At 32.1% G+C, this 24,836-nt stretch carries 22 protein-coding genes and 1 tRNA gene; 7 read left to right on the top strand and 16 right to left on the bottom strand.

Annotated features, from left to right (window positions below):
- Positions 1–50 precede the first annotated feature (50 nt).
- The 4 genes from OS191_RS13465 (at position 51) to OS191_RS13450 (ending at position 3,828) form a co-directional block, all read left to right on the top strand.
- On the top strand, positions 51–572 hold the full coding sequence (locus OS191_RS13465; RefSeq protein ID WP_267154908.1) for a helix-turn-helix domain-containing protein: 522 nt from the start codon (positions 51–53) through the stop codon (positions 570–572).
- Positions 491–1,405, top strand: a complete 915-nt coding sequence (locus tag OS191_RS13460) for an IS3 family transposase (protein WP_323370139.1) — start codon at positions 491–493, stop codon at positions 1,403–1,405. Before OS191_RS13465 ends, OS191_RS13460 begins: the two co-directional genes overlap by 82 nt.
- A gap of 118 nt (positions 1,406–1,523) precedes the next feature.
- Positions 1,524–2,102 carry an RDD family protein gene (locus OS191_RS13455; protein WP_267156234.1) on the top strand — a complete coding sequence of 193 codons (579 nt, stop codon included), beginning with the start codon at positions 1,524–1,526 and terminating at the stop codon, positions 2,100–2,102.
- 1,294 nt (positions 2,103–3,396) lie between these two features.
- Positions 3,397–3,828, top strand: a complete 432-nt coding sequence (locus OS191_RS13450) for a UPF0158 family protein (protein WP_267156233.1) — start codon at positions 3,397–3,399, stop codon at positions 3,826–3,828.
- A gap of 402 nt (positions 3,829–4,230) precedes the next feature.
- Here the strand turns inward: OS191_RS13450 and OS191_RS13445 are convergent, their stop codons facing one another.
- From OS191_RS13445 to OS191_RS13415, 7 genes are all read right to left on the bottom strand, one after another.
- On the bottom strand, positions 4,231–4,776 hold the full coding sequence (locus OS191_RS13445) for a YlcI/YnfO family protein (RefSeq protein WP_267156232.1): 546 nt from the start codon (positions 4,774–4,776) through the stop codon (positions 4,231–4,233).
- 19 nt (positions 4,777–4,795) lie between these two features.
- Positions 4,796–5,470: a hypothetical protein gene (locus OS191_RS13440; RefSeq protein ID WP_267156231.1), complete on the bottom strand. Its 675-nt coding sequence runs from the start codon at positions 5,468–5,470 to the stop codon at positions 4,796–4,798.
- Positions 5,471–5,480: 10 nt separating this feature from the next.
- On the bottom strand, positions 5,481–6,803 hold the full coding sequence (locus OS191_RS13435; protein WP_267156230.1) for a tyrosine-type recombinase/integrase: 1,323 nt from the start codon (positions 6,801–6,803) through the stop codon (positions 5,481–5,483).
- A 55-nt stretch (positions 6,804–6,858) separates the two neighbouring features.
- A tRNA-Met gene (locus tag OS191_RS13430) sits at positions 6,859–6,931 on the bottom strand.
- Positions 6,932–7,051: 120 nt separating this feature from the next.
- Positions 7,052–7,234, bottom strand: a complete 183-nt coding sequence (locus OS191_RS13425; protein WP_267156229.1) for a CPXCG motif-containing cysteine-rich protein — start codon at positions 7,232–7,234, stop codon at positions 7,052–7,054.
- 68 nt (positions 7,235–7,302) lie between these two features.
- On the bottom strand, positions 7,303–8,124 hold the full coding sequence (locus OS191_RS13420) for a leucine-rich repeat domain-containing protein (protein WP_267156228.1): 822 nt from the start codon (positions 8,122–8,124) through the stop codon (positions 7,303–7,305).
- A 116-nt stretch (positions 8,125–8,240) separates the two neighbouring features.
- Complete coding sequence (locus OS191_RS13415; protein WP_267156227.1) at positions 8,241–10,145, bottom strand: ABC-F family ATP-binding cassette domain-containing protein; 1,905 nt, start codon at positions 10,143–10,145, stop codon at positions 8,241–8,243.
- Positions 10,146–10,213: 68 nt separating this feature from the next.
- Between OS191_RS13415 and OS191_RS13410 the strand changes: the two genes are divergently transcribed.
- Positions 10,214–10,606 (top strand): DUF983 domain-containing protein, encoded by a 393-nt coding sequence (locus tag OS191_RS13410; protein ID WP_267156226.1) that lies wholly within the window; start codon positions 10,214–10,216, stop codon positions 10,604–10,606.
- Here the strand turns inward: OS191_RS13410 and OS191_RS13405 are convergent.
- From OS191_RS13405 to OS191_RS13365, 9 genes are all read right to left on the bottom strand, one after another.
- Entirely contained in the window at positions 10,587–11,630 is a 1,044-nt protein-coding gene (locus OS191_RS13405) for an NAD(P)/FAD-dependent oxidoreductase (RefSeq protein ID WP_267156225.1), read from the bottom strand. The two genes, OS191_RS13410 and OS191_RS13405, sit on opposite strands and share 20 nt — an antisense overlap.
- Before the next feature lie 88 nt (positions 11,631–11,718).
- A complete protein-coding gene (gene porN, locus OS191_RS13400) occupies positions 11,719–12,618 on the bottom strand; it encodes a type IX secretion system ring subunit PorN/GldN (protein ID WP_267156224.1) in 900 nt (299 codons plus the stop codon).
- A gap of 49 nt (positions 12,619–12,667) precedes the next feature.
- Positions 12,668–14,215 (bottom strand): type IX secretion system motor protein PorM/GldM, encoded by a 1,548-nt coding sequence (gene porM, locus OS191_RS13395; protein ID WP_267156223.1) that lies wholly within the window; start codon positions 14,213–14,215, stop codon positions 12,668–12,670.
- 54 nt (positions 14,216–14,269) lie between these two features.
- Entirely contained in the window at positions 14,270–14,914 is a 645-nt protein-coding gene (porL, locus tag OS191_RS13390; RefSeq protein WP_267156222.1) for a type IX secretion system motor protein PorL/GldL, read from the bottom strand.
- Between the two features lie 78 nt (positions 14,915–14,992).
- Positions 14,993–16,357, bottom strand: coding sequence for a T9SS ring complex lipoprotein PorK/GldK (gene porK, locus OS191_RS13385; RefSeq protein WP_524534358.1), 1,365 nt, complete (start codon positions 16,355–16,357; stop codon positions 14,993–14,995).
- A gap of 168 nt (positions 16,358–16,525) precedes the next feature.
- Positions 16,526–17,692, bottom strand: coding sequence for a formimidoylglutamase (locus OS191_RS13380; protein ID WP_267156220.1), 1,167 nt, complete (start codon positions 17,690–17,692; stop codon positions 16,526–16,528).
- A 27-nt stretch (positions 17,693–17,719) separates the two neighbouring features.
- Positions 17,720–20,224, bottom strand: coding sequence for a type I DNA topoisomerase (topA, locus tag OS191_RS13375; protein ID WP_267156219.1), 2,505 nt, complete (start codon positions 20,222–20,224; stop codon positions 17,720–17,722).
- A gap of 134 nt (positions 20,225–20,358) precedes the next feature.
- Positions 20,359–21,111 (bottom strand): hypothetical protein, encoded by a 753-nt coding sequence (locus tag OS191_RS13370; protein ID WP_267156218.1) that lies wholly within the window; start codon positions 21,109–21,111, stop codon positions 20,359–20,361.
- Between the two features lie 31 nt (positions 21,112–21,142).
- Positions 21,143–21,901 (bottom strand): hypothetical protein, encoded by a 759-nt coding sequence (locus tag OS191_RS13365; protein ID WP_267156217.1) that lies wholly within the window; start codon positions 21,899–21,901, stop codon positions 21,143–21,145.
- A 164-nt stretch (positions 21,902–22,065) separates the two neighbouring features.
- Here OS191_RS13365 and miaB point away from each other — a divergent pair, with 164 nt between their 5' ends.
- Positions 22,066–23,514 (top strand): tRNA (N6-isopentenyl adenosine(37)-C2)-methylthiotransferase MiaB, encoded by a 1,449-nt coding sequence (gene miaB / locus OS191_RS13360; protein WP_267156216.1) that lies wholly within the window; start codon positions 22,066–22,068, stop codon positions 23,512–23,514.
- A gap of 60 nt (positions 23,515–23,574) precedes the next feature.
- On the top strand, positions 23,575–24,834 hold the full coding sequence (locus OS191_RS13355) for a sigma-54 interaction domain-containing protein (RefSeq protein ID WP_267156215.1): 1,260 nt from the start codon (positions 23,575–23,577) through the stop codon (positions 24,832–24,834).
- The last annotated feature ends 2 nt before the right edge of the window (positions 24,835–24,836 follow it).

Genomic DNA, 24,836 nt, shown 5'->3' with positions numbered 1-24,836 from the left:
CGGATTTTGAACTGCACCCAAAAAGTTAGACACTATTTAAGTGTATTTTTATGGGAAGAAAAGTCAAGTACAATTACGATTTCAAACTTCGCTGTGTAAAGCAAGTTTTAAATCATCATCAAACAGTAGAAGCTGTTTCAAAATTAAATGGTTGTCATCATACAACACTTCATGATTGGATTCGTTTTTATGAAAAATATGGCAAAAAAGCTTTGTTGCCAAGAAAAAACAAAGTCTATAGTTTACCTTTCAAAATAAAAGTATTGGAAGCTATCAACAAAGATTCACTATCCTTTAGCCAAGCTTGTTTGGAGTTCAATATCCCTACTAAATCTGTAATTATGAATTGGCAGAAGAATTACAAAAAGCTGGGTACCGAAGGCTTAAACCATAAAACTAGAGGAAAACCAAAAGCGATGGAATTTAAAAAGACAAAAAAGAAATCCAATAAACCTTTAACCAGAGAAGAGGAACTTCTATTGGAAAATGAATCCTTACGGGCAGAACTGGACTTGCTAAAAAAGTTTCAGGCCTTAATTCAAGAAGAGCAAAGCAAAAAGCGCAAGCCATAACAGAATTAAGGCATAAGTATGATTTAGAACTATTACTAAAACATACTAATATGGCAAGAAGCAGTTACTATTACCACCGAAAAAGAAATAATTTAAGCGATAAATATAAAGAGATAAAGCAATTAATTAGCAAGATTTACCATCGGCATAAAGGCAGGTATGGCTATAGAAGAATTACTCTAGAGATTAATAAAAAAGGTTTTATAATCAATCACAAAACCATATCTAAGTTAATGCGTCAATTAGGCTTAAAAAGCCTTATAAGAGCTAAAAGATATCAATCTTATAAAGGACAAATAGGTGAAACAGCTCCCAATATTTTACAACGTAATTTTAAGGCTATAAAACCAAATAGAAAATGGGCTACCGACATTACCGAATTTAAAGTCTTTGGGGACAAACTATATCTATCGCCTATAATTGATTTATTCAATGGTGAAATAATAAGTTATGAGCTATCTGAAAAACCAAACTTTAAACAAGTCGTTACGATGTTAAAAAAGTCTTTTATAAAGATACCTAATCAAGCAAACTTAATCTTGCATTCTGATCAAGGATGGCAATATCAAATGAAACAGTATCAAAGTCTATTAAAAGAAAAGGGAATTACTCAAAGTATGTCTCGAAAAGGGAATTGTTTAGACAATGCAGTAATAGAAAACTTCTTTGGTATTTTAAAATCTGAATTATTTTATCTAAATAAATATAAGTCTATAACACAATTGAAGCGTGATATAAAAGAGTATATAAAGTATTATAATAATGAAAGAATTAAACTAAATTTAAAAGGTCTGAGCCCGACCGAATATCGAGCTCATTATTATCAAAATTAATTATAAATTTGTCTAAGCTTTTGGGTTCACTCTATTTTCTATTCGGTTTGTATTTGCTAAATTAGGTGCTTAAACCACGCAACTAATCTTACACAATCACGTTGGCAAACATTTGAAAATGACAGATTCTAATAAAAATTTTAATATATTAATGGACAAGGAAACCCCAAAAATCACGAATGTCAATTCAAGAATTTTTCGAGTATTGAGTATGCTTTTAGATCATTTTATTATGATTTTTATAATTGTTCCACCATTAATTATGTTGATTATTTTAGGAGAAATAGGAATTTTAAAAATAAGTGATATGACATTTTATGTGGTTTTCTTCTCTATGATATTTATCTATATAAATAAAGACTTTATAAATGCCAAAAGTCCTGCTAAACGGATTTTAGGATATCAAGTTATTAATCTAAAAACCGGAAAACCAGCAAATGAATTGCAATGCTTCGTTCGGAATTTGACAATCTGTGTTGCTTGGCCTTTAGAAGTTATTATCGGATTTATAAATCCAGAAAGACGAATTGGAGATTTTATTGCCAACACCAAAGTTGTCATATCAGAAAAAGAAAAACTAAAATCAATATGGACTGATTTAAAAAGTATAACGCTAAAATTAAATTTTATCGGGATTTTAATAATCGGAGTAATTTATTTTTACGGTTTAAGTCTAATATTGCCGAATATGAATTAAAAAAACGTTTGCCAACACTGTGTATAAAAAATGCTTATTTTAGTGCTTAACCAAAAGGAAAGTGCGTGTTTGCTTTCTTCCGATTTTCGTTCCGAAAATCCTCTGACACAAACACGCACTTTTCATACACGAAACCGTTACAGGCAATCGCCTGCGGACGCATCCAGAAATCATTTTAAAATTTCTTTAGAGCAATTAATACATCGTTTACCTTTTATGGTAATTGGAAACCACCCAACAATACCAGTCCTTTTAAAGGATTTGTAATTGTGATATCCTAATTTACAAAGTGATTGTTTTAATAAAGTTTGTTTCATTTTTTAGAAATTTTAAAATAATTTTCCTCTGTATGCTCGATTGCCTGTAACGTCATCCGTAAGCACGCCTTAATTAAGGTCTTTGTGTTTTTGCTAATTAAGTGTTAACCGCTAGACCACAGCATGTAACACAGTGTATCGCGAATCAGGCGCACTTATCACTCTCCGTCAGGCGCGCCTGACTACGTGATACACGGATGACGTTACCTACAAGCTGAAAAACAGACCGCACGACGATTAAAAAACGACTTGATAAAGCCGAGTAAATTAAGAAATAAGTAAAGGCAATTTTGAAAATGACTTACTGCCGATAGAAATCTCTCAACTGCTGATAGAAATCTCTCAACTGCCAAAAGAAATCTCTTAACTGCCAAAAGAAATCTCTTAACTGCATTTAGAATTATAGCTACTACAATTAGAAATCTCGGGACTGCCAAAAGAAATATAGCTTCCGCCATTAGTATTCTTGCTTCCGCTATTAGTATTCTTGCGTCCGACGTTAGAATTCTTGCGTCCGCTTTAACAATACTTGCGTCCGCCATTTATATTTTCGCTTCCGCATTAACAAATCTTGCGTCAGCTTTAACAATTCTTGCGTCCGACATTAATATTCTCGCTTTCGCATTAACAATTCTTGCATCCGATTTAACAAATCTCTCGTCCGAACTTATAATACTGCCGAAAACATAAAGAAACAACGCTCAAAACGTTCATCTGATTAAAAGCAAAACGGAAAAAAAAGCCTGTAGGTAACACTGTGTATAAAAAATGCTTATTTTAGTGCCTAACCAAAGGAAAGTGCGTGTTTGCTTTCTTCCGATTTTCGTTCCGAAAATCCTCGCACGCAAACCCGCACTTTTCATACACGAAACCGTTGGGCACAAGTTTGACCCGTCCTGAAATATGTATACATGATTCTATCTTTAAAATATTTACTAACTTTATCTTCACAAGGCAAAATAAAAGCATAATTAGAAATGGACAGTTCCAAGTCAAATATAATTAAAGAGATTGCGCAAAATCTAAATTGCGGATTTGACTCCTATTACAGTTCAAAAACTAATGAAGTTATAAGTATTCCAAATTTCTCACAATTTTCGGACGAAGTTGAGTTTAAAGAAGCTTTTAAAGTTGATTTGGATAAAATAACTAAAAACGAATCTGAATATGTAAAAATTGAGGTTTTAGAAAGTTTTGAGTCGTTTAAAATTATGGAACGATTTGTTAGCCAAATGTCAGAAAACCAAATGAAATTGGAATTAGAGAAAATCTTACAAATGAAAAAGCCATTCCAAAATTTTAAATATTCAATTGAAAACTCAGATTTCAGAAATTTATGGTTTGTATTTAAACAAAATGAATTAGAGAAAATAGTAGAAAACAGATTAAAAAGTATCAGACTAAAGTAAACAATCAAATCATTAAATAATATTTGTTCAATTGCTCTTTATAAAAAACGCTGCTTCCTTATTCGGTTTTTTTTCTTGAATTTTAAACAGCCAAATTCGAAAACAATCAAGTAAAAATTTCAATATCTATTTAAATTTATTTTCAACAATTTTATAAAGATTATAGAAATTTGTGAAGTGATACTTATTACAAAAATTCATTTTACCATATATTTTGTAATACAACAATTTACAGTTTAAAATACAAACTATACATGCTTTTGGTTACAAAAGCACCCAAAAAGACTTCATTTGAAGTCAAAATCAACGGTCTTATTTTTTTGTGATATTTTTTTATCACACTTGTATCACATAAAATATCACAGAGTAAATCATTCAAATTTGACCATAAAATCAGTGAACTTATTTGTCAATTGGATATTTTATTTTTTGATGTATTGACCCTATAAACATATTAAGCTTAAAATTGTTTAACAAAAAATTTTCTACTTTTTTTAAACTGAATGTCCTACTTCCATCTGAAGAATAACTATGGAATGAATAATATTTATTATACTTATCATCTCTTATTCTATATATATCAAATAAAACCTTATCAAATTCCCTCACTAAATCACTTGGCAAATGACCTTCTATTCTTTTTAAAGTTTTTACATAATTATTCAATTCTTCTTCTCCTTCTGCTTTATCACTATTAATCTTCTTAGAGTAAATCCAAATCATTAATTGCATGAACTCCCTTGAAAATAAAAACTCATAAATTCTAGATTTGACTGCTTCATGATGACAATAATTTCCATTATGAACACTTTCTAAAAGCTCTCTAACATATGCAGAAGTTGTTTCGTTTTTCTCCTCTGCCTTTTTCTCAATTTTATCTTTTAATTCTTTTGGGATTCTAAAGTTAATTGTAGCATCATCATTTTTGATAGGTTGCTTCTTAGCCATATTTGTAGGATTTGGTAATTTATAATTTCACATTAAAAACTGTTTCTAAAAGAAACTTTTCTGCTGCTTCTTCTGTGATTAGTATTTTCTTTTCTTTCTTGGTCGTTTTCGGACTATTTTTATTCTCACTTTTTGACTGCAACGGATTGCCAACTAAATCTTGTATTATTTCGAAATCCTCAGCTGTTAAATTGACCTCTGGAATGTTCCGTTTAATTTCGGCTGAAGGTACAAAATGCTTTTGAAGATATTCCCAGTGGTTTTCAAATGCTGTCTTTTGTAATTCAAATGATAGTAAGGTCTCTTTATTAGCATCTGGAATATCTTCTTGGATGTGATCTAACATCCATGCTGACACCCTTTTGTAAAAAGCGACATCTAAACAATATTTCTTTGCTAGAAATTGAAAAGAATCTTCATCCAATTTGCTCCTCATTTCTAATAAAGCATAGATGTTCCTATCTAATTCAGCTGTTTTACTTAGTAAATAATAATTGGAAGATCCATTTTGAAGTGCCTTATTACTACCATCTGTTTTCATAAGAACTACAGTATCGAATAAAGCATCAAATTCTTTATCGTTCCATTTCTCACCATCCATTTCTACCCAAAACTTTCTAGGTATATAAAAGATAAGCGGTTTATATAAACGACTTGATAATTCTTTCTGCTTTTTGTTCAATGATTCTTCCAAATTATATTTCTTATGATTTTATTAATTCTGAATAATCGTCTGGAAATTCAGCATCGATATCACGTAAATATTTCTCAAGGGCTTTCATGGATGAATGACCTGTAATTTGCATCAATTTACTTTTAGCTTCAAATGGCGAAGACCCTTTTACTAACTCCCTATACAATTTAGTAATATATGTATGTCTAAAGCTGTATAAACCATAATCTGCTCCTAGATTAAACTTATCTTTCACTACACGCTTAAATCTTTTTGAAAAGTAATCACGTTTGTTACTTAATTCAGACTCCCAATTCCCTCCTATGCCATCTGGCGTAAACAAACTATCCCTTTTGTTTAGTTTTGAAAGGTCTGGTAAGTCTTGTAATAACAAGTCAGGTATGATTTTCGTTTTTAAAGGACTATTCTTCGCTTTAAACTGTATCCGCTTATTTGTGATGTCTAAATCACCTACACGCAACCTACACACCTCTATGGGTCTTAAAAAATTATAGGAAATGAACTTTATAAAAAGCAATAAGGTTTTATCTGTTTCTTCTAGATGTTCAAAGATAGCTTCTTGTTCTTCTTTAGAATAGGTTTTATTTCGTTGTGGAATGGATTTTAATACTGGTATTTTTTTTATAAAATTAGATGCAATAATGTCATTATCCTCTAATGCTTGCATGATGCTACTTAAATCCGTTCGGTAGTTGTTTCTATTTCTAGCACTGGTTTGATCTAAAATATGATTTAGAAACTCCATAACCAGCTTTTTATCAATAGCAGTAATTGATTCCAAGTTAGGGTAATGTTTCTCAACCCAAAGCAAAAAGTTTTTTAAACGGTTTTCATAACTTCGTTTAGTGGTGTCGCTAATTAGCTTTTCTTTAAATTTTAACCCTTTCTCAAATGCTTCTCTATATGTTAGCACTGGCTCTTGTGGTGCGACTTCCAATTCTTTTACAGCAGTTGATTTTTCTTTTTCAGAATGTTTGTCTATAACTGGGTTTAACCTTTTATCCTCGCGTTGCTGGTATCTTTGCGTATTATCTTCAAAAGGATTGAAGCCTTCTTTTAACAAGCTAAGAAGCTTCATTCTATAAACACTTAAAATGGCAAGTCTATCTTCTTTGGTTTCATATCTATTCGCATTACCATAGATATTTTTCATGCGTTGAAGTTTTCCAGTCTCTGGATGTCGATAGGAATAATACACATGCCAACGCTTCTTTAAATCTCCGTTGGCTGTATAAATTTTTGGGGCGGAAAAAATTTTCTTTTTTAACAAACTGTGCTCTAAAACGTGTTCATTTCCGTGTTCATTTGTAAGAAATTCGGTTAATATAAACATAAAAAAAATGGCTTTGTGTAGACAAAACCATTGATTTTAAACGAATTACATTTAGTAGCGGGAACTGGACTCGAACCAGTGACCTTCGGGTTATGAGCCCGACGAGCTACCTACTGCTCTATCCCGCGATTTAATACTAGAATGATTTTTCTTAGCTTTTAACTCTCGGCTCATAATACCGACTCAATCATTTTAGGACTGCAAAGATACAATGCTTTTTAGATATAACAAGTATATTTTAAAAAAAATTATTGCTCAATGTCTTTGGCTTGGAAATTAACAAGTTGTTCTGCTTCAAATTTAACAGATATTTGAATGGGATTGCAACAAACTTCACAATCTTCTATATAAACCTGTTCTAGTTGAGAACTATCTAAAAGCATCGAAATGGTCTCCCAACAATAAGGACATTGAAATTGGTGTTCTATCATACTATAAAGATAAAAAAAAAAGACCATCTTTTCAGATAGTCTCATATTGTTAATTAATCAATTAATACTTAATCATTATCCGTAATTACAGTTTCAGAATTGAATTCCAATAACATGGTTGGCATTTTTCCTTCTCCATCAATAACACTTACATATTCTCTATCAAAATTGTTATCGCTTACCATAAACGTGCTTAAATGAGATAAACTTGTTACCTGATAAGGTACAGATCCAGTTAATTCGTTACTAGCCAGTACAAGTTCTTTTAAATTCGATAATTGCCCAATTTCTGAAGGAATCTCTCCTACTAATTTATTATCTATCAAGCTTAATATTTCTAATCTGCTCAAATCTTTAAATTCTAATGGAATAGATCCTGTTAAAAAATTACTTCCTAACATAAGTTCTTTTAGATTTATTAAGTTTCCTATTGAAGTTGGTATTTCGCCAGTTAAGCTGTTACTGTATAATTTGATAACTCTAAGACTTGTTAGATTTCCTATTTCCAAAGGGATTTTTCCATCAAATTTGTTCATAAACAACTCTAAAGAAATCAAACTTTTCAAGTTACCTAATGTTGAAGGCAGTTGTCCTTCTAACTGATTAAATCCAAGATTAATTTTTCTTAGGTTTTCTAAATTTCCTATTTCTTGAGGAAGTGTTCCTTGAAGATTGTTGAAATGTAAGTTTAATTCAACTACTTTATAATCAATAACTGTTACACCATACCAATTTTCAATTGGTTCGTTTAAATTCCAAGTATTATTCCATTTTTCTCCATTTGTAGATTTATAAAGGGCTAACAAGGCATCTTTCTCGTTTTGAGATACTTCTGAAAATGAAAAAGTAGTTACAAAAAAACAAAATATGATAAAAGTAAAAGTCTTCATATGTCTTTGATTTGGGATTAATCTCAAACAATATTAGACGTTTTATAGATGATAAACAAATTTATTCGACGAAATGCACTTTTTGAAAAATTTCCTTTTGATTATAAATCAACTATTTATAAATTATCTAGTGTCTCTTGCACCGTTTCCCAATCTTTCATATGCTCTTCTAATTTTTGTTTTTTAGATTGATAATTATCAAAAAAACTAGCATTAGACACGGCTTCATCATAATTCGCAGCTAATTCAACATCCATTTCTTTAATGCTCTTTTCAAGTTGCTGTATTTTAGACTCTAAATTACTCAACTTATTGTTTAAAGATTTTAGCTTCTTTTGAGACTCATAAGACTGCTTGTTGCTTTCTTTAGATGTTTCTTTAATCACATCTCGTTTTTCAACTTCACGTAAATTTTCAACATTTCGTTGTTCCAAGTAGAAATCGATATCTCCTAGATATTCCTTTATTTTATGGTCTTTAAACTCGTAAACTGTATTGGTTAAGTCTTGAAGAAAATCCCTATCGTGAGACACCAAGATTAGCGTTCCTTCAAACTTTTTTAGAGCATCTTTTAAGACGTTTTTAGATTTTATATCTAAATGGTTTGTAGGCTCATCCATAACCAATACGTTAAGCGGTTGCAGTAAAAGTTTGGCCAAGGCTAAACGGTTACGTTCGCCTCCAGAAAGTACACGAACGTATTTCTCGGCTTCTTCACCTCTAAACAAGAATGATCCAAGAATATCTCTTACTTTGCTTCTGTTGGTTTCGTTTGCAGCATCAATCATGGTATCTAAAACGGTTTTATTCCCATCTAGATATTCGGCTTGATTTTGAGCGAAATAACCAATTTGCACGTTATGTCCTAATTTTAAATCTCCCTGATACTTTATTTCTCCAACTATAATCTTAGCTAAAGTCGACTTTCCTTGTCCGTTCTGACCAACAAAAGCCGTTTTAGTATCGCGTTCTATGGTTAGACTAATGTTTTTCAAAACCTGAACATCCCCATAATTTTTAGTAATATTCTCAGCTTCTATCACCACTTTTCCAGGAACAATCGATACTGGAAAATTAAGTTTCATGACTGCATTGTCATCCTCATCTACTTCAATCCTATCTATTCTATCCAGCTTTTTTATTAAAGATTGCGCCATGGTAGCTTTTGATGCTTTGGCACGAAATTTCTCAATTAGCTTTTCGGTTTGTTCAATTTGTTTTTGCTGATTTTTTTGTGTCGCCAGTTGCTGCTCTTTAAGTTCTTGTCTAAGTACTAAGAATTTGGAGTAAGGTTTATTGTAATCGTAAATTCTTCCTAAAGAAATTTCTATAGTACGATTAGTCACATTATCCAAAAACATTTTATCGTGAGAAACAATAACAACAGCTCCTGAATAGGTTCTTAAGAAGCCTTCCAACCAGATAATAGATTCAATATCCAAGTGGTTTGTTGGCTCATCTAATAATAACAAGTCGTTATTTTGAAGTAGAAGCTTTGCTAATTCGATACGCATACGCCAACCACCAGAAAAAGTGTCTGTTAGTTTATTGAAATCGCTTCGCTTAAAACCTAAACCTTGGAGTATTTTTTCAGTTTCACCTTGATAGTTGTAACCTCCAAGAATTTCATACTGATGTTGTAAGTCGTTTAAATCGACCATTATTTGATGATAACCATCACTTTCGTAGTCGGTTCTTTCTGCTAACTGAAAATTAATATCTTCTAATTTCGCTTCTATAGTTTTTAATTCTTTAAAAGCTTCATATGCTTCTTCTAGAACTGTGCGTCCTAAAACAAAATCAATGTCCTGTTTCAAAAAGCCAATGCTTAAGTTTTTATCGGAAGCTATCTGTCCAGTATCAGGCTCCATTTCCTTAGATAAGATTTTAAGCATGGTCGATTTTCCTGCACCGTTTTTTCCAATTAATCCAACACTATCTCCAGGACTTAATTTAAAAGTTAGGTCTTCAAATAAATATTCCCCTTGAAAAGAGACTGATAGATTGTGAATGTTTAGCATTTTTGTGACTCTTGTTACAGTGTGTTGTTAAATAAATTAATAATTTTGCAAAAGTAATAGTTTTAGCAATGATAAAAAAAGGTAATAAACTTTATAGCATATTTACGGGGGCTTGTCCTAAATGTCACCAAGAATCTATGTACTCTAATAAGAACCCATATATTTTAAAAGATGTTTTTAAAATTAATGATACATGTTCGCATTGCGGTACAAAATACAGAATTGAACCTTCCTTTTTTTATGGTTCCATGTATGTAAGTTATGGAGTTGGAATTGCTTTTGCTGTGGCTGCTTTTATTATTAGTTTTATATTTCTTGGCAGCAGCTTAATGACTGCATTTATTGCAATTGTTATTACTTTAATTGTTTTTGGACCTATTATAATGCGTCTTTCTAGAAATATTTGGATTAATCTATTTTTACATTACGACAAATCCATGGTTAAGAATCAAAACGAGTAATATTGATTTCCGATTGCAAAGCATGATTGTTTTCTATGTATTCAAAAAGTTGTTTGGCAACATATGGACCAATCATGACCCCTCTAGTTCCAAGTCCATTTAAAACAAACATATTATTATGTTTTGGATGTTTACCAACCAAAGGTCTTCTGTCTTTAACTGTTGGTCTTATTCCCGCTACTTGATGAACTACTTCAAAATCCCCAATTAAAAAGGTTTTAAGCTTGTTTAAGAGCTCTTCTCTTCCTTCTTTAGTAATATTGTTGGTTTTATCATTCCAGTTATAGGTTGCTCCAATATGATACAAATCGTTTCCTAGAGGCAAAACAAACACGCTTGATTTTAAAACATAATCTATTTTTAAGTCTGGAGCATAAATGGTTAAAAGCTCACCTTTAGATTCTTTTAAAGGAAGGTAATTGAAGAACGGATTTTGTTTTAATCCAAACCCTTCTCCAAAAACGATATTTGTTGCTGAAATATCTTGATAGGAAACACCTGTTTCTTGAGTTTTCAATTCGTTATAATGAAAAGCAGATTCCATTAGTAAGTTCTGATCTTTAAGATATGTTCTATATGAAGAAACTAAGGCGCTTGTATCTATTCTACCTGTATGTAATACTTCGCCAAAACCAAATTCTGCTTGAATATTAGGATTGCTATTTTTTATTATTTTAGATGAAAGATGTTCAGCTAATAACGGGTTATCTGATGCTAAAAACCAATTATTTTGTTCTTCATTTGAAGTAAATCGTCTGTAAACCGGTATCTTAAAATCTATTTTTATCTGAAGTTTCTTTTCAATTTCATGATACATTGGTAAAGCTAAATCTAATTGCTCTTTACTTTTCCAAACAGATGTAAAGCGTTTTAAAACTACCGGATTATATAAGCCACCAGCAACAACAGAAGATTGTTGCGACTGATTATCGAAAACCACAAAGCTTTTATTTGCTGCAATTAATTGCTCGGAAAAAGCAATTCCTGCCAGGCCACATCCTACAATTATATAATCTACTTTCATGGACACAAAGATACTTTGGTTTAAATTAATAAAACAAAAAAACGCTCACCATAAGTGAGCGTTTTAAATATTTATACTGAGACATTAATTAATATGCCCACATATCTAATTCGAAGTTTCTTATCTTCTCTTTAATTCTATCAGATTCTAATAGTTGCATTAAAGCATTTTCAGAAATATATTCGGTTACCTTACGGTCTCCATATACATTTTCTTCTTTATACACATAGCCATTAAAACGTCTGGAATTTAATAAGTGATCATAGGAAAAAGGCACTGCACTATTTTCGTTATTAAACGATTTTGCTTCGTGCAAAATATCTCTCGCGTCTGGGAAGAATACCCAGAATAAAGGAATTGGTTCTTTGTTTGCTTCATCATCAGAATCAATAAAGTTAACATCTGGAGCTGCAGGAGCTATCCCAAGAAGTCTATACTTTAATTCTGCTTGACGCTTATCAAAATACCATAATCCTTTAATCAAATAAGCACTAATATCGTATGAGGTAATATCACGTTTTATAATATATTCTGGATCTACATATCCATCAGCATTAAATTGTTCATATCCAATATCCAGAGTATCTACTTTAGACATGGCCGAACGAATATCTTTTAATGTACGTTTGGTTGTAAAATAAGAATCGTCATAAATATTTTCAATATTACCATCTTTTATATTTTTCCAAAGGACATCAAATAAAGAACGTCTTTCTTTACCAATATTATTGGTGTCCACTGGATAGTATAATGGAAAATTAACACGTTCGTCTAAAACCACTCTTTCCCAAGTCATTTTAGAAAACATAATGTCTCTATCGTCCACATAACCATATTCCAATGGCTTGTCGTTATCCACTTCTTTCTGAGCTTCGGTTCTTACACCAATTTGTTCAGGGCTTTTAGCATTTAAAATGTTAGCCTGCGAAAAGGAAGCAGATACAAACGATATGCTTAAAACGGTTAATAAAAAACTTTTATACTTCATCTTTTTAATTTTATTTATTAGGGCTTATCACGTAAGATGATAATTTCTATTAGTTTGCTATCTCAACAATAACAGCTGAAACTCCTTTTAATTTGTAAGAAGCATTTCCTCTAATTTGTGCTTTAATATCAAATATTGAAACTTGATCTCCACGTCTAGCTTTACGTAAAGCATTTTTTGCTTGAGAATTTAATTTAGTTCCATTTACAGAGACAGATGGCTGTCCTGGCACTTTAAATTTAAACGATGTAACTTGAATTGGTAATTCAAAATCAAAATCGTCTAGCATAGCACCAATAGTAGATATTTCAACAGAGTTACGTGGTAATTTTACAATTCCATCTTGTCCACTTATTGTTCCTGTTGGTTTTGGAATATCTTTAATTCTAAAAGTTGCTTTATCGCTTACTTTAGAGCCGTCAGGTAATGTACCTGTAACATTAATAGTAAGCTCTCTACCTGTACCTGGTTTCATGTTGTATTTACCAACTCCTGAACCTTTACTTAAACCTGGCGCACTTGCAGATACATTGTTATCTGAAATACCAGCGAAAGAAATGGTCATTGGGTTTGTTACACCACGATAAACCACATTCATTTTATCAGCAGAAATAGTTGCTGAATTTGGTTTAGGCACTACTGCATATGTAGACTTTACTGGAATAGATATAATTGAATCTCCTTCTTTAAATTGGAATTCACCAGTAATTTCTCTTTCTCCAACAGCACCTGCTGGGAAGTCTAAAATAGTTTTACCAGCTTGCATAGATTCTTTAGGTAACTCTGTACCATTAATTACCACCTTATCAGCTTGTAATGTATTATCTTTTTTACCTAAAATAATAGTTCCTGTAAAGTTTTCTCCAGAGAAGAAAGCTGTTTTACTTGGCACGACAATCGCGTCAAAGTTTGTTAATGAAGCTTCAACTTTTAATTTTCCAGCTAACATAGAAGATAAAACCTCAGATTCTGTAGTTTTAACGTCTGCTTGTAACTGAGTCATTTTAGTTAATGATGCTACTAATGGAAATCCTTTAAAGTTATGATCTAACCAACCTACAGTTCCTGCGCCACGTTTAACATCATCTGTTTCAAATTTTTCTTTTACATCTTCTGCAATCCCAGCCATATCCGGATTTTTAGACAACACTTCTACTACTCCATCTCTAAATGTAGCAATTTGGTTTAAAAATTCTTGTCCTTCTGGTTTTAATTTATCTCCTTTAAAAAAGAGATTATCAAGGTAATCTCCTTTGTCCATAACCTCATAATCTTGTGGGTTATCGACAGTTGCAGTCATATTTCCTTTTAGCTCTTGTAAATACGTATTAAAGTTATTCGCTAAAGAACTTATTTGGTCTGCCTGTTCCTTTAAAGGTTGATATTTTGTTGGTTGTTCAGAAACTTTTTCTGCTAAACCTTGCATAAACGCACTGTTTCTTTCTGTTGCTGCTTCGTTAGATTCGGTTAACTTTTCATTCATTAATCCAAATGCCGATAGCACTTCTTTCGACATATTAAGTGCTAGCATTGCTATAAACACTAAATACATCAAGTTAATCATTTTCTGCCTTGCAGATAATTTTCCTCCTGCCATTTCTAATCAGTTTAGTAAGTTAATTGTTGAATTAAATTTAGTTTTTTCAACTAATTAGTTTTTGTTCATTGCAGATAACATTCCTCCATAAACACCGTTTAATGATGATAAGTTAGATGCTAAAGATTGCATTTGCTCTTTTAATTTAGTTGCATTTTCAACAGCTTCTTCATTAATAGTAGCTTGACGATTAACACTATCTAACTGTACTTTATATAGACTGTTTAAAGATTCCATTTGTGCAGCAGCTAAAGATAATTCTTCACCATATTTTTTAGTAGCAGCAATAGAATCTACCGTTGGGCTGATTCCTTTAGCAGCGCCTTCGAAATTTTTAATGCTATCACCTAGGCTTGTCATTAATTCTGCATCTATTTTAGCATCTTTTAATAAGTTATCTAATTTTTTAGAAAGTAATCCTTCAGCATCTTTTGGTTGTTCTTGATTTTTAGAAAATCCTTGACCACCAGATAATTCTGGATATACTAATGACCAGTCTAATTCGTCATCAACAGGTTCAAAAGCTGAGATAGCAAATACAATAGCCTCTGCAACTAGACCAATAGTTAACATAACATTACCGGTTAAAGGTCCTAGTTCGAAGTGAATAATCTTGAATAAAGCTCCAACGATTACAATGGATGCTCCAAATCCGTAAGACATTACCATAAATTTCTTAAATGCTCTTGATTGTGCCATAATTTTAGTTTTTTTAGTTAAGTTTAAGTTACTACTTAAAGTAGATTAATAATAATTTATTTTGGTTATTTAATGGTATTAATTTGTTGTTGAATTTTTAGTTACTTCTGTTCCCATATAATCTTGAACAGTTCTAAATCCGATATAACTTCTAGCTGAATCTGCATATTCGTAATCTCTAGAACTTACTTGTAAATAGTATTTTACATCTTTCCAAGAACCTCCACGAACAACTTTACGTTTGTTATTTACATCGTTAACACTTGGGTTAATAGTAGACACATATTCGTAAGAAGAAGGATCATAAGATGCGCTTACCCACTCTGAAACGTTACCAGCCATATTATACAAGTTAAAATCGTTTGGATCGTAAGACTTAGCTTCAACAGTATATAATGCTTGATCTGCAGCATAATCTCCTCTTAAAGGCTTAAAGTTAGCCATAAAACATCCTCTATCATTTTTAGTATAAGGTCCACCCCAAGGATACGTTGCAGCTTGAAGACCTCCTCTTGCAGCATATTCCCATTCTGCTTCAGAAGGTAATCTGTAAGAGTTTACAAAGTGTTGTTTTCTTTCTTTTCTATACGCATTATGGTATAATGTTCTCCATTGACAAAATGCTTTAGCTTGTGTCCAAGACACACCAACTACAGGATAATCCCCATAAGCATCATGCCAGAAATAATCGTTATGCATTGGCTCATTATAAGAATAAGCAAAGTCTCTAATCCAGGTAGTTGTATCTGGATAAATTTCAACCTCTTCCTTAACAATGACATCTTTTCTTTTTAAAGATCTGTCTTTAGCAGCTTTTTGGATGTCCATATAAGAATATTGGAATTTGAATTTAGTCACATCCCAAGTTCTTTGTCCATTATAAGACTCCTCTAAAGGAATATACATAGTATCCATTACCTCAGCGTAATATTCGTCTGGATAATCTCCTGTATCAAAAACAATATCAATATCATGATTTAGTTTTCTTCCCTCGTAACCAGTTGGTCCTAAACCACTATAGTTATCGTACATGTACTTTTCGTACACAGTCATGTTCTCAGGATCTGAATCTCTAAAAGCGTATTCTCCAATCCCTCCATTTCCAGGAGTTTCACCAATCTCATCAGCAAGAATTGCTAATTTGGTTCTAATAGTAGAATCTCTTACCCAATTTACAAATTGACGATATTCGCTATTTGTAATTTCTGTCGCGTCCATATAGAATGATCTAACAGTTACTGTTTTTGAAGGCGCATCGTTAATGCCAGCAAGATCATCGTCTGCTTTACCCATAATAAAAGCTCCACCTGGTACTAATTCCATACCATAAGGCTTTTCTGGATGCCACTTCTTCCCTTTAACACCTACTAATTGACCCCTGTCTCCAGAGCCACAACTGACAAGTAATGCTAAAACTGCGGTTAATAAAATAAACTTCTTCATATCCATAGAAAACTCGAGGTTAATAATTTAATTTTGTGTCTTAAAAATTTTAAGAGCGTAAACATATCTATATATTTTTTAAAAAACAACTTTTTTTTAAAAAAAATTACGCTTCATCGTAAAAAATGTGCGCTTCAACGATGAAATACATGTTATTTAACATTTTCACTATACACAATTTTTTTGAAAGGCTTTATACCATCTATCTGGCAACTTATTATTACATGCATCTAAATAATCTTGGTGCATGCATGGTAATAACGTATGTCTTTTTAATTTAGTATTTATTTCTGATAAAAAAGGAATTTCTATCCACCAACGTTGTGTTTTAACACTTTTATAAAACACAAGTTCTTGCTCTTCTACCAAGGTAATGAACTTCTGATAGCTATCATCATTTAAAAAATCGTCGTCTTTAACTCTAAAATTGACTCCTTCAACAAAGTACCAGATAATTTGCGCCACCAACATAGACGTTATTGAATCGTCTTTAGAGGGCTTGTATTCATATATACCTATTGAAGACACCTTATTACTTATACCTGCGTATCTAGAAATAGCACAGATTTCTTTTCCATCTAAACCATTTGGTGATGTTTTTTGTCTGGCACTAACTTCAGATGCTTTTAAAGCATTCAAATCGATACTTACTATATTAGCATCTCTCATTACAGGTTCTACAATGGTGATATCTTTTGAAACCTGACCTAACCTATATGATTCGAAATATAATTTGTCCATTAAATCTATTTCCTCTTGCGAATTGAAATAGGTTTGATAGCCTACAGTTGCATAATTAAATAAGTTGTAGGGCTGATCTAATATAATTTTTCCAACAAAACTATCATTCTTAATTGGTTTAGCTGAATCTCCAATATCAAATTTAGAATCTACATTAACAATATTAACCATTGGAGCTAAGGCATCATAAGCACGATAATTGGCATAGGTTAAATCTTGACTTCCTCCTATAATAATTGGGATGATGTTTTTTTGAACTAAAATAGTTATGGTTGTTTTTAATGCAAAATACGTATCCTCAACAGATTCTCCTTTATTAATATCTCCTAAATCTGCAATGGTTTTATGCCAATTTCCTGGAAAAAGAGAATAAAGTGATTTTCTAATTTCATTTAAATCAAATTCTTCACCTATATAATTAACATTGTTTCTAGTTTCTAAAACACCTATAATAGCCAATTGAACATCCTCTAATTCTGGAACACCTTCTTGCTTAGAATGAATTTTGATTTTTTTTCCCAATGTTTGCTGAGATAACAGCTCGTTATGAGCAAGTACCGTATCGGAAACAGGAGAAAGAAAGTTAAAGTTCATTTAGTGATTCTTATTGTATTTAATTGATTATTTCTTTTTAGAAGTTGTTTTCTTTTTAACAGCTTTCTTTTTTGTTGCTTTTTTCTTTGGCGCTTTTTCTTCGATTATAGCTTTAACTTCTTCTAAAGTCATTTCGGACACGTCCACAGTTTTAGGCAATTCAATTTTTGTTTTCCCTTGTATAATATTGTGTCTTCCCCAACGTGCTTTTTCAACTTTAATACCTTCTTCTTCCCAATGGTGAATAACCTTATCTATCTCTTTTTGAATTTTTTCTTCAATAAGTGTTACAATATCTGTATCTGATAAGTTATCCCAATCGTATTTTTTATTCACATTAATAAACATGTTGTTCCATTTAATAAATGGCCCAAAACGCCCTTTACCTTTTTGTACAGGCAAATCTTGATACATATATATAGGAGCATCTGCCTTTTGTTTTTCTTTGATTAAAACAATAGCGTCTTCTAATTCTACACTTAAAGGATCAACACCTTTTGGCAAAGACACATACGTTTTGCCAAATTTTACATATGGCCCAAAACGTCCGTTATTTACCTGAACCTCTTCCCCCTCATAAACTCCTAGGTCTTTTGGAAGCTGAAACAAATCCATAGCTTCCTCAAAGGTAATGGTATTTAGTTGTTGGTCTGGAGATAAACTTGCAAAAGTTGGTTTTTCTTCGTCGTCTACAGTTCCTATTTGAACCATAGGTCCAAATTTCCCTAAACGCACACTAACTTGCTTTCCTGATTTTGGATCTTTTCCAAGAATTCTTTCACCAGATTCTCTGTCAGCATTTTCTTGAACATCTTCTACTACTGGATGAAAGTCTTTATAAAAATCTTTCATCATTTTTGTCCAATCTACTTTCCCTTCAGCAATATCATCAAAATCCTCCTCAACTTTAGCTGTAAAATTATAATCTAAGATATGTTCAAAATGATTCACCAAAAAGTCGGTGACAATCATTCCAATATCTGTTGGTACCAATTTTCCTTTATCAGAACCCACTTTTTCGGTTAACACCTTATCTTTTACTTGTCCGTTCTTTAATGTTAACTGAGAATAATCTCTTTCAACTCCTTCAACAGAACCTTTTTCAACATAATTTCTATTTTGAATAGTTGAAATAGTTGGCGCATACGTAGACGGTCTACCAATACCTAATTCTTCCAGTTGCTTTACTAAAGAAGCTTCTGTATATCTATAAGGTGCACGTGTATAACGTTCTGTAGCTGTTATGTAATTATTGATAAGTGTCTCGTTAGCTTTCATGGCTGGTAACATCCCTTCTTGTTCAGAATCTTCATCATCTGTCCCTTCAAGATACACTTTTAAGAATCCTTCAAAAGTAATAACCTCTCCATTTGCTGTAAAAAGCTCTTTATGAGTTGAAGCGCTAATTTTTACATTCGTTCTTTCTAATTCGGCATCACTCATTTGTGAAGCAATAGCACGTTTCCAAATTAAATCGTACAACCTGGCTTGATCTCTATCGATATCTACTGAATGGAGTGTAAAATCTGTTGGACGAATGGCCTCATGCGCTTCTTGAGCACCTTTAGATTTTCCTTTATAATTTCGAGGTTTACTAAATTTAGAACCATATGCACTTTCAATTTCTGCTTGTGCTCCTTTTCTAGCTTCATCAGACAGGTTCACACTATCTGTTCTCATATAAGTTATTAAACCTGCTTCGTACAAACGCTGTGCTAAAGTCATGGTTTTACTTACTGAGAAATATAATTTTCTAGATGCTTCTTGCTGTAAAGTTGATGTTGTGAATGGTGCAGCTGGCGATTTTTTAGCTGGTTTTTTTTCTAAGTCTGAAACCTTAAAACTGGCCGTTGCATTTTTTTCTAAAAATGCTTGAGCTTCGTTTTTTGCTCCAAAATTCTTAGGCAACTTAGCTTTAAACGCCTGGCCTTCTTCGTTAGAAAATTCGGCATCTATTCTATAAGATGCTTCAGGGTTAAAATTCTGAATGTCTCGCTCACGTTCTACTATTAATCTTACAGAAACAGATTGTACACGCCCAGCCGAAAGACCTCCTTTTACTTTTCTCCAAAGCACTGGAGACAATTCATAACCAACTATTCTATCTAATACACGACGTGCTTGTTGTGCATCTACCAAATCGTAATCGATACCTCTTGGGTTTTCAATGGCTTTTTGAATAGCAGCTTTTGTAATTTCATGAAAAACAATACGCTTTGTTTTCTCTTTATCTAGGTTTAAAGATTCTGCTAAATGCCATGCAATTGCTTCTCCTTCTCGATCCTCATCACTTGCTAACCAAACCATTTCGGCTTTTTTAGCTAAGTCCTTTAATTTCTTTACTACTGCTTTTTTATCTTTGGAAACCTCGTATTTTGGTTTAAAATCTCCATCTACATCTACTCCTAATTCTTTTGAAGGCAAGTCTGCAATATGTCCAAAACTAGACTCCACCTTGAAATCTTTTCCAAGGAATTTTTCTATGGTTTTAGCCTTTGCTGGTGACTCTACTATTACTAAATTCTTCGCCATTTATGATTTTTTAAGGCTACAAATGTATGTGAAAAAAAATTTATCTACCTAATTAATAAATTATTCAGGTGCTTTTTATCGATATTTTTTTGCTTTTAACTATAAAAAGTTCGGGGATTGTCTTATTTATAAAATTAGTTTGGAACGTTATCTACCTCAACAGAATCGTTAAACCCTACAGCTCCTTTATAAACAAAATAAACTGGTATATAAGCAAATGAGACTGTAACAAATATTCCAACAAAGCACATAAGCATCCCAACCAATTCAGCTAAAATTCCAGAAACAACAATTAATCCAAAGGTTAATAACCATTTTTTATGTCCTAGCTTAAATCCTGCTTTTATAATCTCTGAAGCAGACATATCTGGATTAAATGCAAAAATAACATTGACTAGAGTTATTGGCACAATAGCATAAATAAGAGGCAAGACACATAGCAACATGGAGACAAGCGAAATTCCAAAAGTCATCAGGGATAAAGCTATAACTTTTCCTAAATATGGTTTTTTTAAAAAATAGAAATAATCATCAGAACCAGCTATATTCAAATCTTTATGCTTACAAATTCTGTAAAAAGACGCTTTCATTCCAAAAGAAATAACCATTGCCACAATTGAAAAAATGAAAATAAAAATAAAAAAAGGAATCATTAATATTGGGTTGATATCACTAGTATCTTGATACGAATCTAGAATACCCATTCCTGTTAATGGCAAATACATCATTAAATAAAAAGGGATTAGTATAACCATCATTAATAAGAGCATAACCAAACCTTGTACCCATACTTTTTTAAACAATTCAATACTTTCGCTAAAAATATCTCCAAAATCTAATGTTGTGGAATTTTCTATTTTCTCTAATAAACTGTTAAAAGCATTCATAATATAGTTGGTTTAGTTATTTATATTTTTTTTACTCGTTATGACTTTCTACTATTTGAGCCTCTTCATTTTCATGAAATCCAACTACTTCTTTGTAAACAAAGAAAGAAGGCAAATAAACAATGGCCATAGTAAACAATAATCCAATACCACAGGCTATTATTCCAAGCATGCCCAAAATACCGGCAATAAACATGGTTATAAAAGTAATAACCCACTTTTTATTACCCAACTTAAAACTTATTTTAACAATATCAAGTTCCCCTAATTCTGGGTTATGAGCCAGCACTACAGAAAAAAAAGATAATGGTATATAGACATAAAAATACGGAATTATAAACAAAAGCTGAGCTAAAACAGCAATTCCAGTATAAATAATTCCTAACATAAATACTTTTGAGAAATAGACTTTTTTAAAGAAATAGAAATAATCATCAACTTCTGTCTCTCCCATAACAGTTTGCTTACACATTCTATAAAACGCTCCTAAAAAAGCAAGTGTTATCGTACTTACTAATATGGTTTGTGGAATACCGTAAATAATATTCGAAAAATATGTCTCGTAGAAAACTTCTAAATTAAATGTCTCTTGGAATGCATCGTTTTGTGGAGAAAGCCCAATTAGTGCAAAAACAAATATTAAACAAAGTGCAGAAGTTACAATTAACAAAATAGTTAAAAATCCTTTTAGCCAGATCTTTTTAAACAATTCTAGAACATCATTAATAAGATTTCCAAAGTCTAATGGTTTTGCTTTTTTAATTCTGGCTTCTAGTTCTATGTAGGTCATTAATTTGTTTTTTAATTAGCATTTAAAAGTAATTAAATTTTAGATTTAGAAATAGATATTTTAACACCATGTCACTTTGTCACTTTTCTTAAAATAATTGTATCTTTGCACTTGCTTCTTTTAGCAGGCATGAAAATTGACTTAAAATAGTTTTTATTTTAAATATGGAAAAGGTTATTGACGAAAGCAAACAAGGCGAAAGCTTAGTTTTAGAAAATAAAAAACAAAACACACGCAAACTTTATATAGAAAGTTACGGCTGTGCCATGAATTTTAGCGATAGTGAGATTGTAGCTTCCATTCTTTCAGACCAAGGGTACAACACAACCCAAACTCTTGAAGACGCCGATTTGGTTCTAGTCAATACCTGCTCCATTCGGGACAAGGCCGAACAAACCATTAGAAAACGTTTAGAAAAATACAATGCCGTAAAACGCACCAATCCAGGAATGAAAGTTGGCGTTTTAGGTTGTATGGCAGAACGCTTAAAAAGCAAATTCCTTGAAGAAGAAAAAATTGTTGATTTAGTTGTAGGTCCAGATGCTTATAAAGATTTACCTAATCTATTGGCAGAAGTTGAAGACGGAAGAGAAGCCATTAATGTGATTCTTTCTAAAGAAGAAACCTATGGAGATGTGTCGCCAGTTCGCCTTAACAGCAATGGAGTAACTGCATTTGTTTCCATTACTCGTGGTTGCGATAATATGTGTACGTTTTGTGTAGTACCATTTACTCGAGGTCGCGAAAGAAGTCGTGATCCGCAAAGTATTTTAGAAGAAATAAAAGACCTTTGGGCTAGAGATTTTAAAGAAATCACCCTTTTAGGCCAGAATGTAGATAGCTACCTTTGGTATGGTGGAGGCTTAAAGAAAGATTTTGATAAGGCTAGCGACTTACAAAAAGCAACTGCTGTTAATTTTTCTGGTTTATTAGACATGTGCGCTAAAGCATATCCAAAAATGCGCATTCGTTTTTCAACTTCTAATCCTCAAGATTTAACTTTAGACGTAATTGAAACTATGGCGAAACACGAGAACATTTGTAAGCACATTCATTTACCTGTTCAAAGTGGAAGCAATAGGATTTTAAAAGAAATGAACCGTTTGCATACACGTGAAGAATATTTTACATTAATAGATAATATTAAACGTATTCTTCCAGACTGTGCTATTAGTCAGGATTTAATTGCTGGTTTTCCAACAGAAACAGAGCAAGACCATCAGGATACATTAAGTTTATTGGACTATGTAAAATACAATTTTGGTTTTATGTACACCTATTCCGAAAGACCTGGAACTATGGCAGAACGTAAATTGGAAGACGATGTTCCTGAAGATGTAAAAAAACGCAGATTGGCAGAAATCGTTCAGCGACAACGCGAACATAGTGCTATTAAAACGGAAGCTTACTTAAATACTGTAGTAGAAGTTTTAATTGAAAAAGAGTCTAAAAAATCTGATGCTGAATGGTCTGGAAGAACCCAGCAAAATAGTGTGGCTGTTTTTCCAAAAGAAAATTACAAAATTGGCGATTTAGTAAATGTAAAAATAACCGATTGTACTAGTGCGACCTTAATAGGAGAAGCCATAGGATTATCAAAGAATAATGAATAATTATTCCAAATTAGTATCGATTATTTTTCATTATTCATTTTAATTCATAGTTAAAAAAACATGGAATCCATTCAAGCAACAAAACAAAGATTTGGAATTATAGGCAACGACGCCAAACTTAATCGTGCCATAGAAAAAGCTATTCAGGTTGCTCCTACTGATATTTCGGTATTGGTAACTGGAGAATCTGGAGTAGGAAAAGAAAGCATACCAAAAATCATTCATCAATTATCTCATAGAAAACACGGTAAATATATTGCTGTAAACTGTGGAGCTATTCCTGAAGGAACTATTGATAGTGAACTTTTTGGTCACGAAAAAGGTGCTTTTACTGGTGCCACACAAACACGTTCTGGATATTTTGAAGTAGCAGATGGAGGTACTATTTTTCTAGATGAAGTTGGCGAATTACCGCTTACAACACAAGTACGTTTACTTCGTGTGTTAGAAAACGGCGAATTTATTAAAGTAGGCTCTAGTCAAACACAAAAAACCAACGTTCGTATTGTTGCCGCAACAAACGTAAACATGTTTGATGCTATTAAAAAAGACAAATTCCGCGAGGATTTATATTACAGACTAAGCACGGTTGAAATCCACTTACCTCCTTTAAGAGAAAGAAAAGAAGACATTCATTTATTATTTAGAAAATTTGCTAGCGATTTTGCTCTAAAGTATAAAATGCCAACTATTAAATTAACAGACGAAGCCATTGCACTCTTATTAAAATTTAGATGGAATGGAAACGTCAGACAATTACGAAACGTTGCCGAACAAATTTCGGTTTTAGAACAAACAAGAACCATTAGCGCTGCCACACTTAATGGGTATTTACCAAATCAAGTAAGTAATTTACCAGCCATAGTAAGTAACACAAAGTCTGAAAGCGATTTTAGCAACGAACGTGAAATTTTGTACAAAGTTTTATTTGATATGAAAAGTGACTTGAACGACTTAAAAAAGTTGACTATGGAACTTATGAAAAGTGGTAATGCCAAAGACGTTCAAAAGCAAAATGAAGGGTTAATTCAAAAAATTTATGGAGACGAAGACGAAGACGAAGCAACTATTGAAGATTTAGAAGTTTTATCCATTGGTGAAAAATCGAATGACAATTTTGAATCACAAGTTGAACCTCAAGATAAATATCATTTTGCTGAAGAAATTGAAGAGGAAGAAACCCTATCTTTACATGATAAAGAACTAGAACTGATAAAAAAATCTTTAGAACGACATGATGGGAAACGCAAATTGGCAGCAGCAGAATTAGGCATTAGCGAACGCACCTTATATAGAAAAATAAAGCAATTCGATTTATAATA

Source organism: Xanthomarina sp. F2636L (genome assembly GCF_026410195.1).
Classification (GTDB): Bacteria; Bacteroidota; Bacteroidia; order Flavobacteriales; family Flavobacteriaceae; genus Xanthomarina.
Note: the sequence above shows the minus strand (reverse complement) of the source record. Positions and strands in the feature narration are given on the sequence as shown.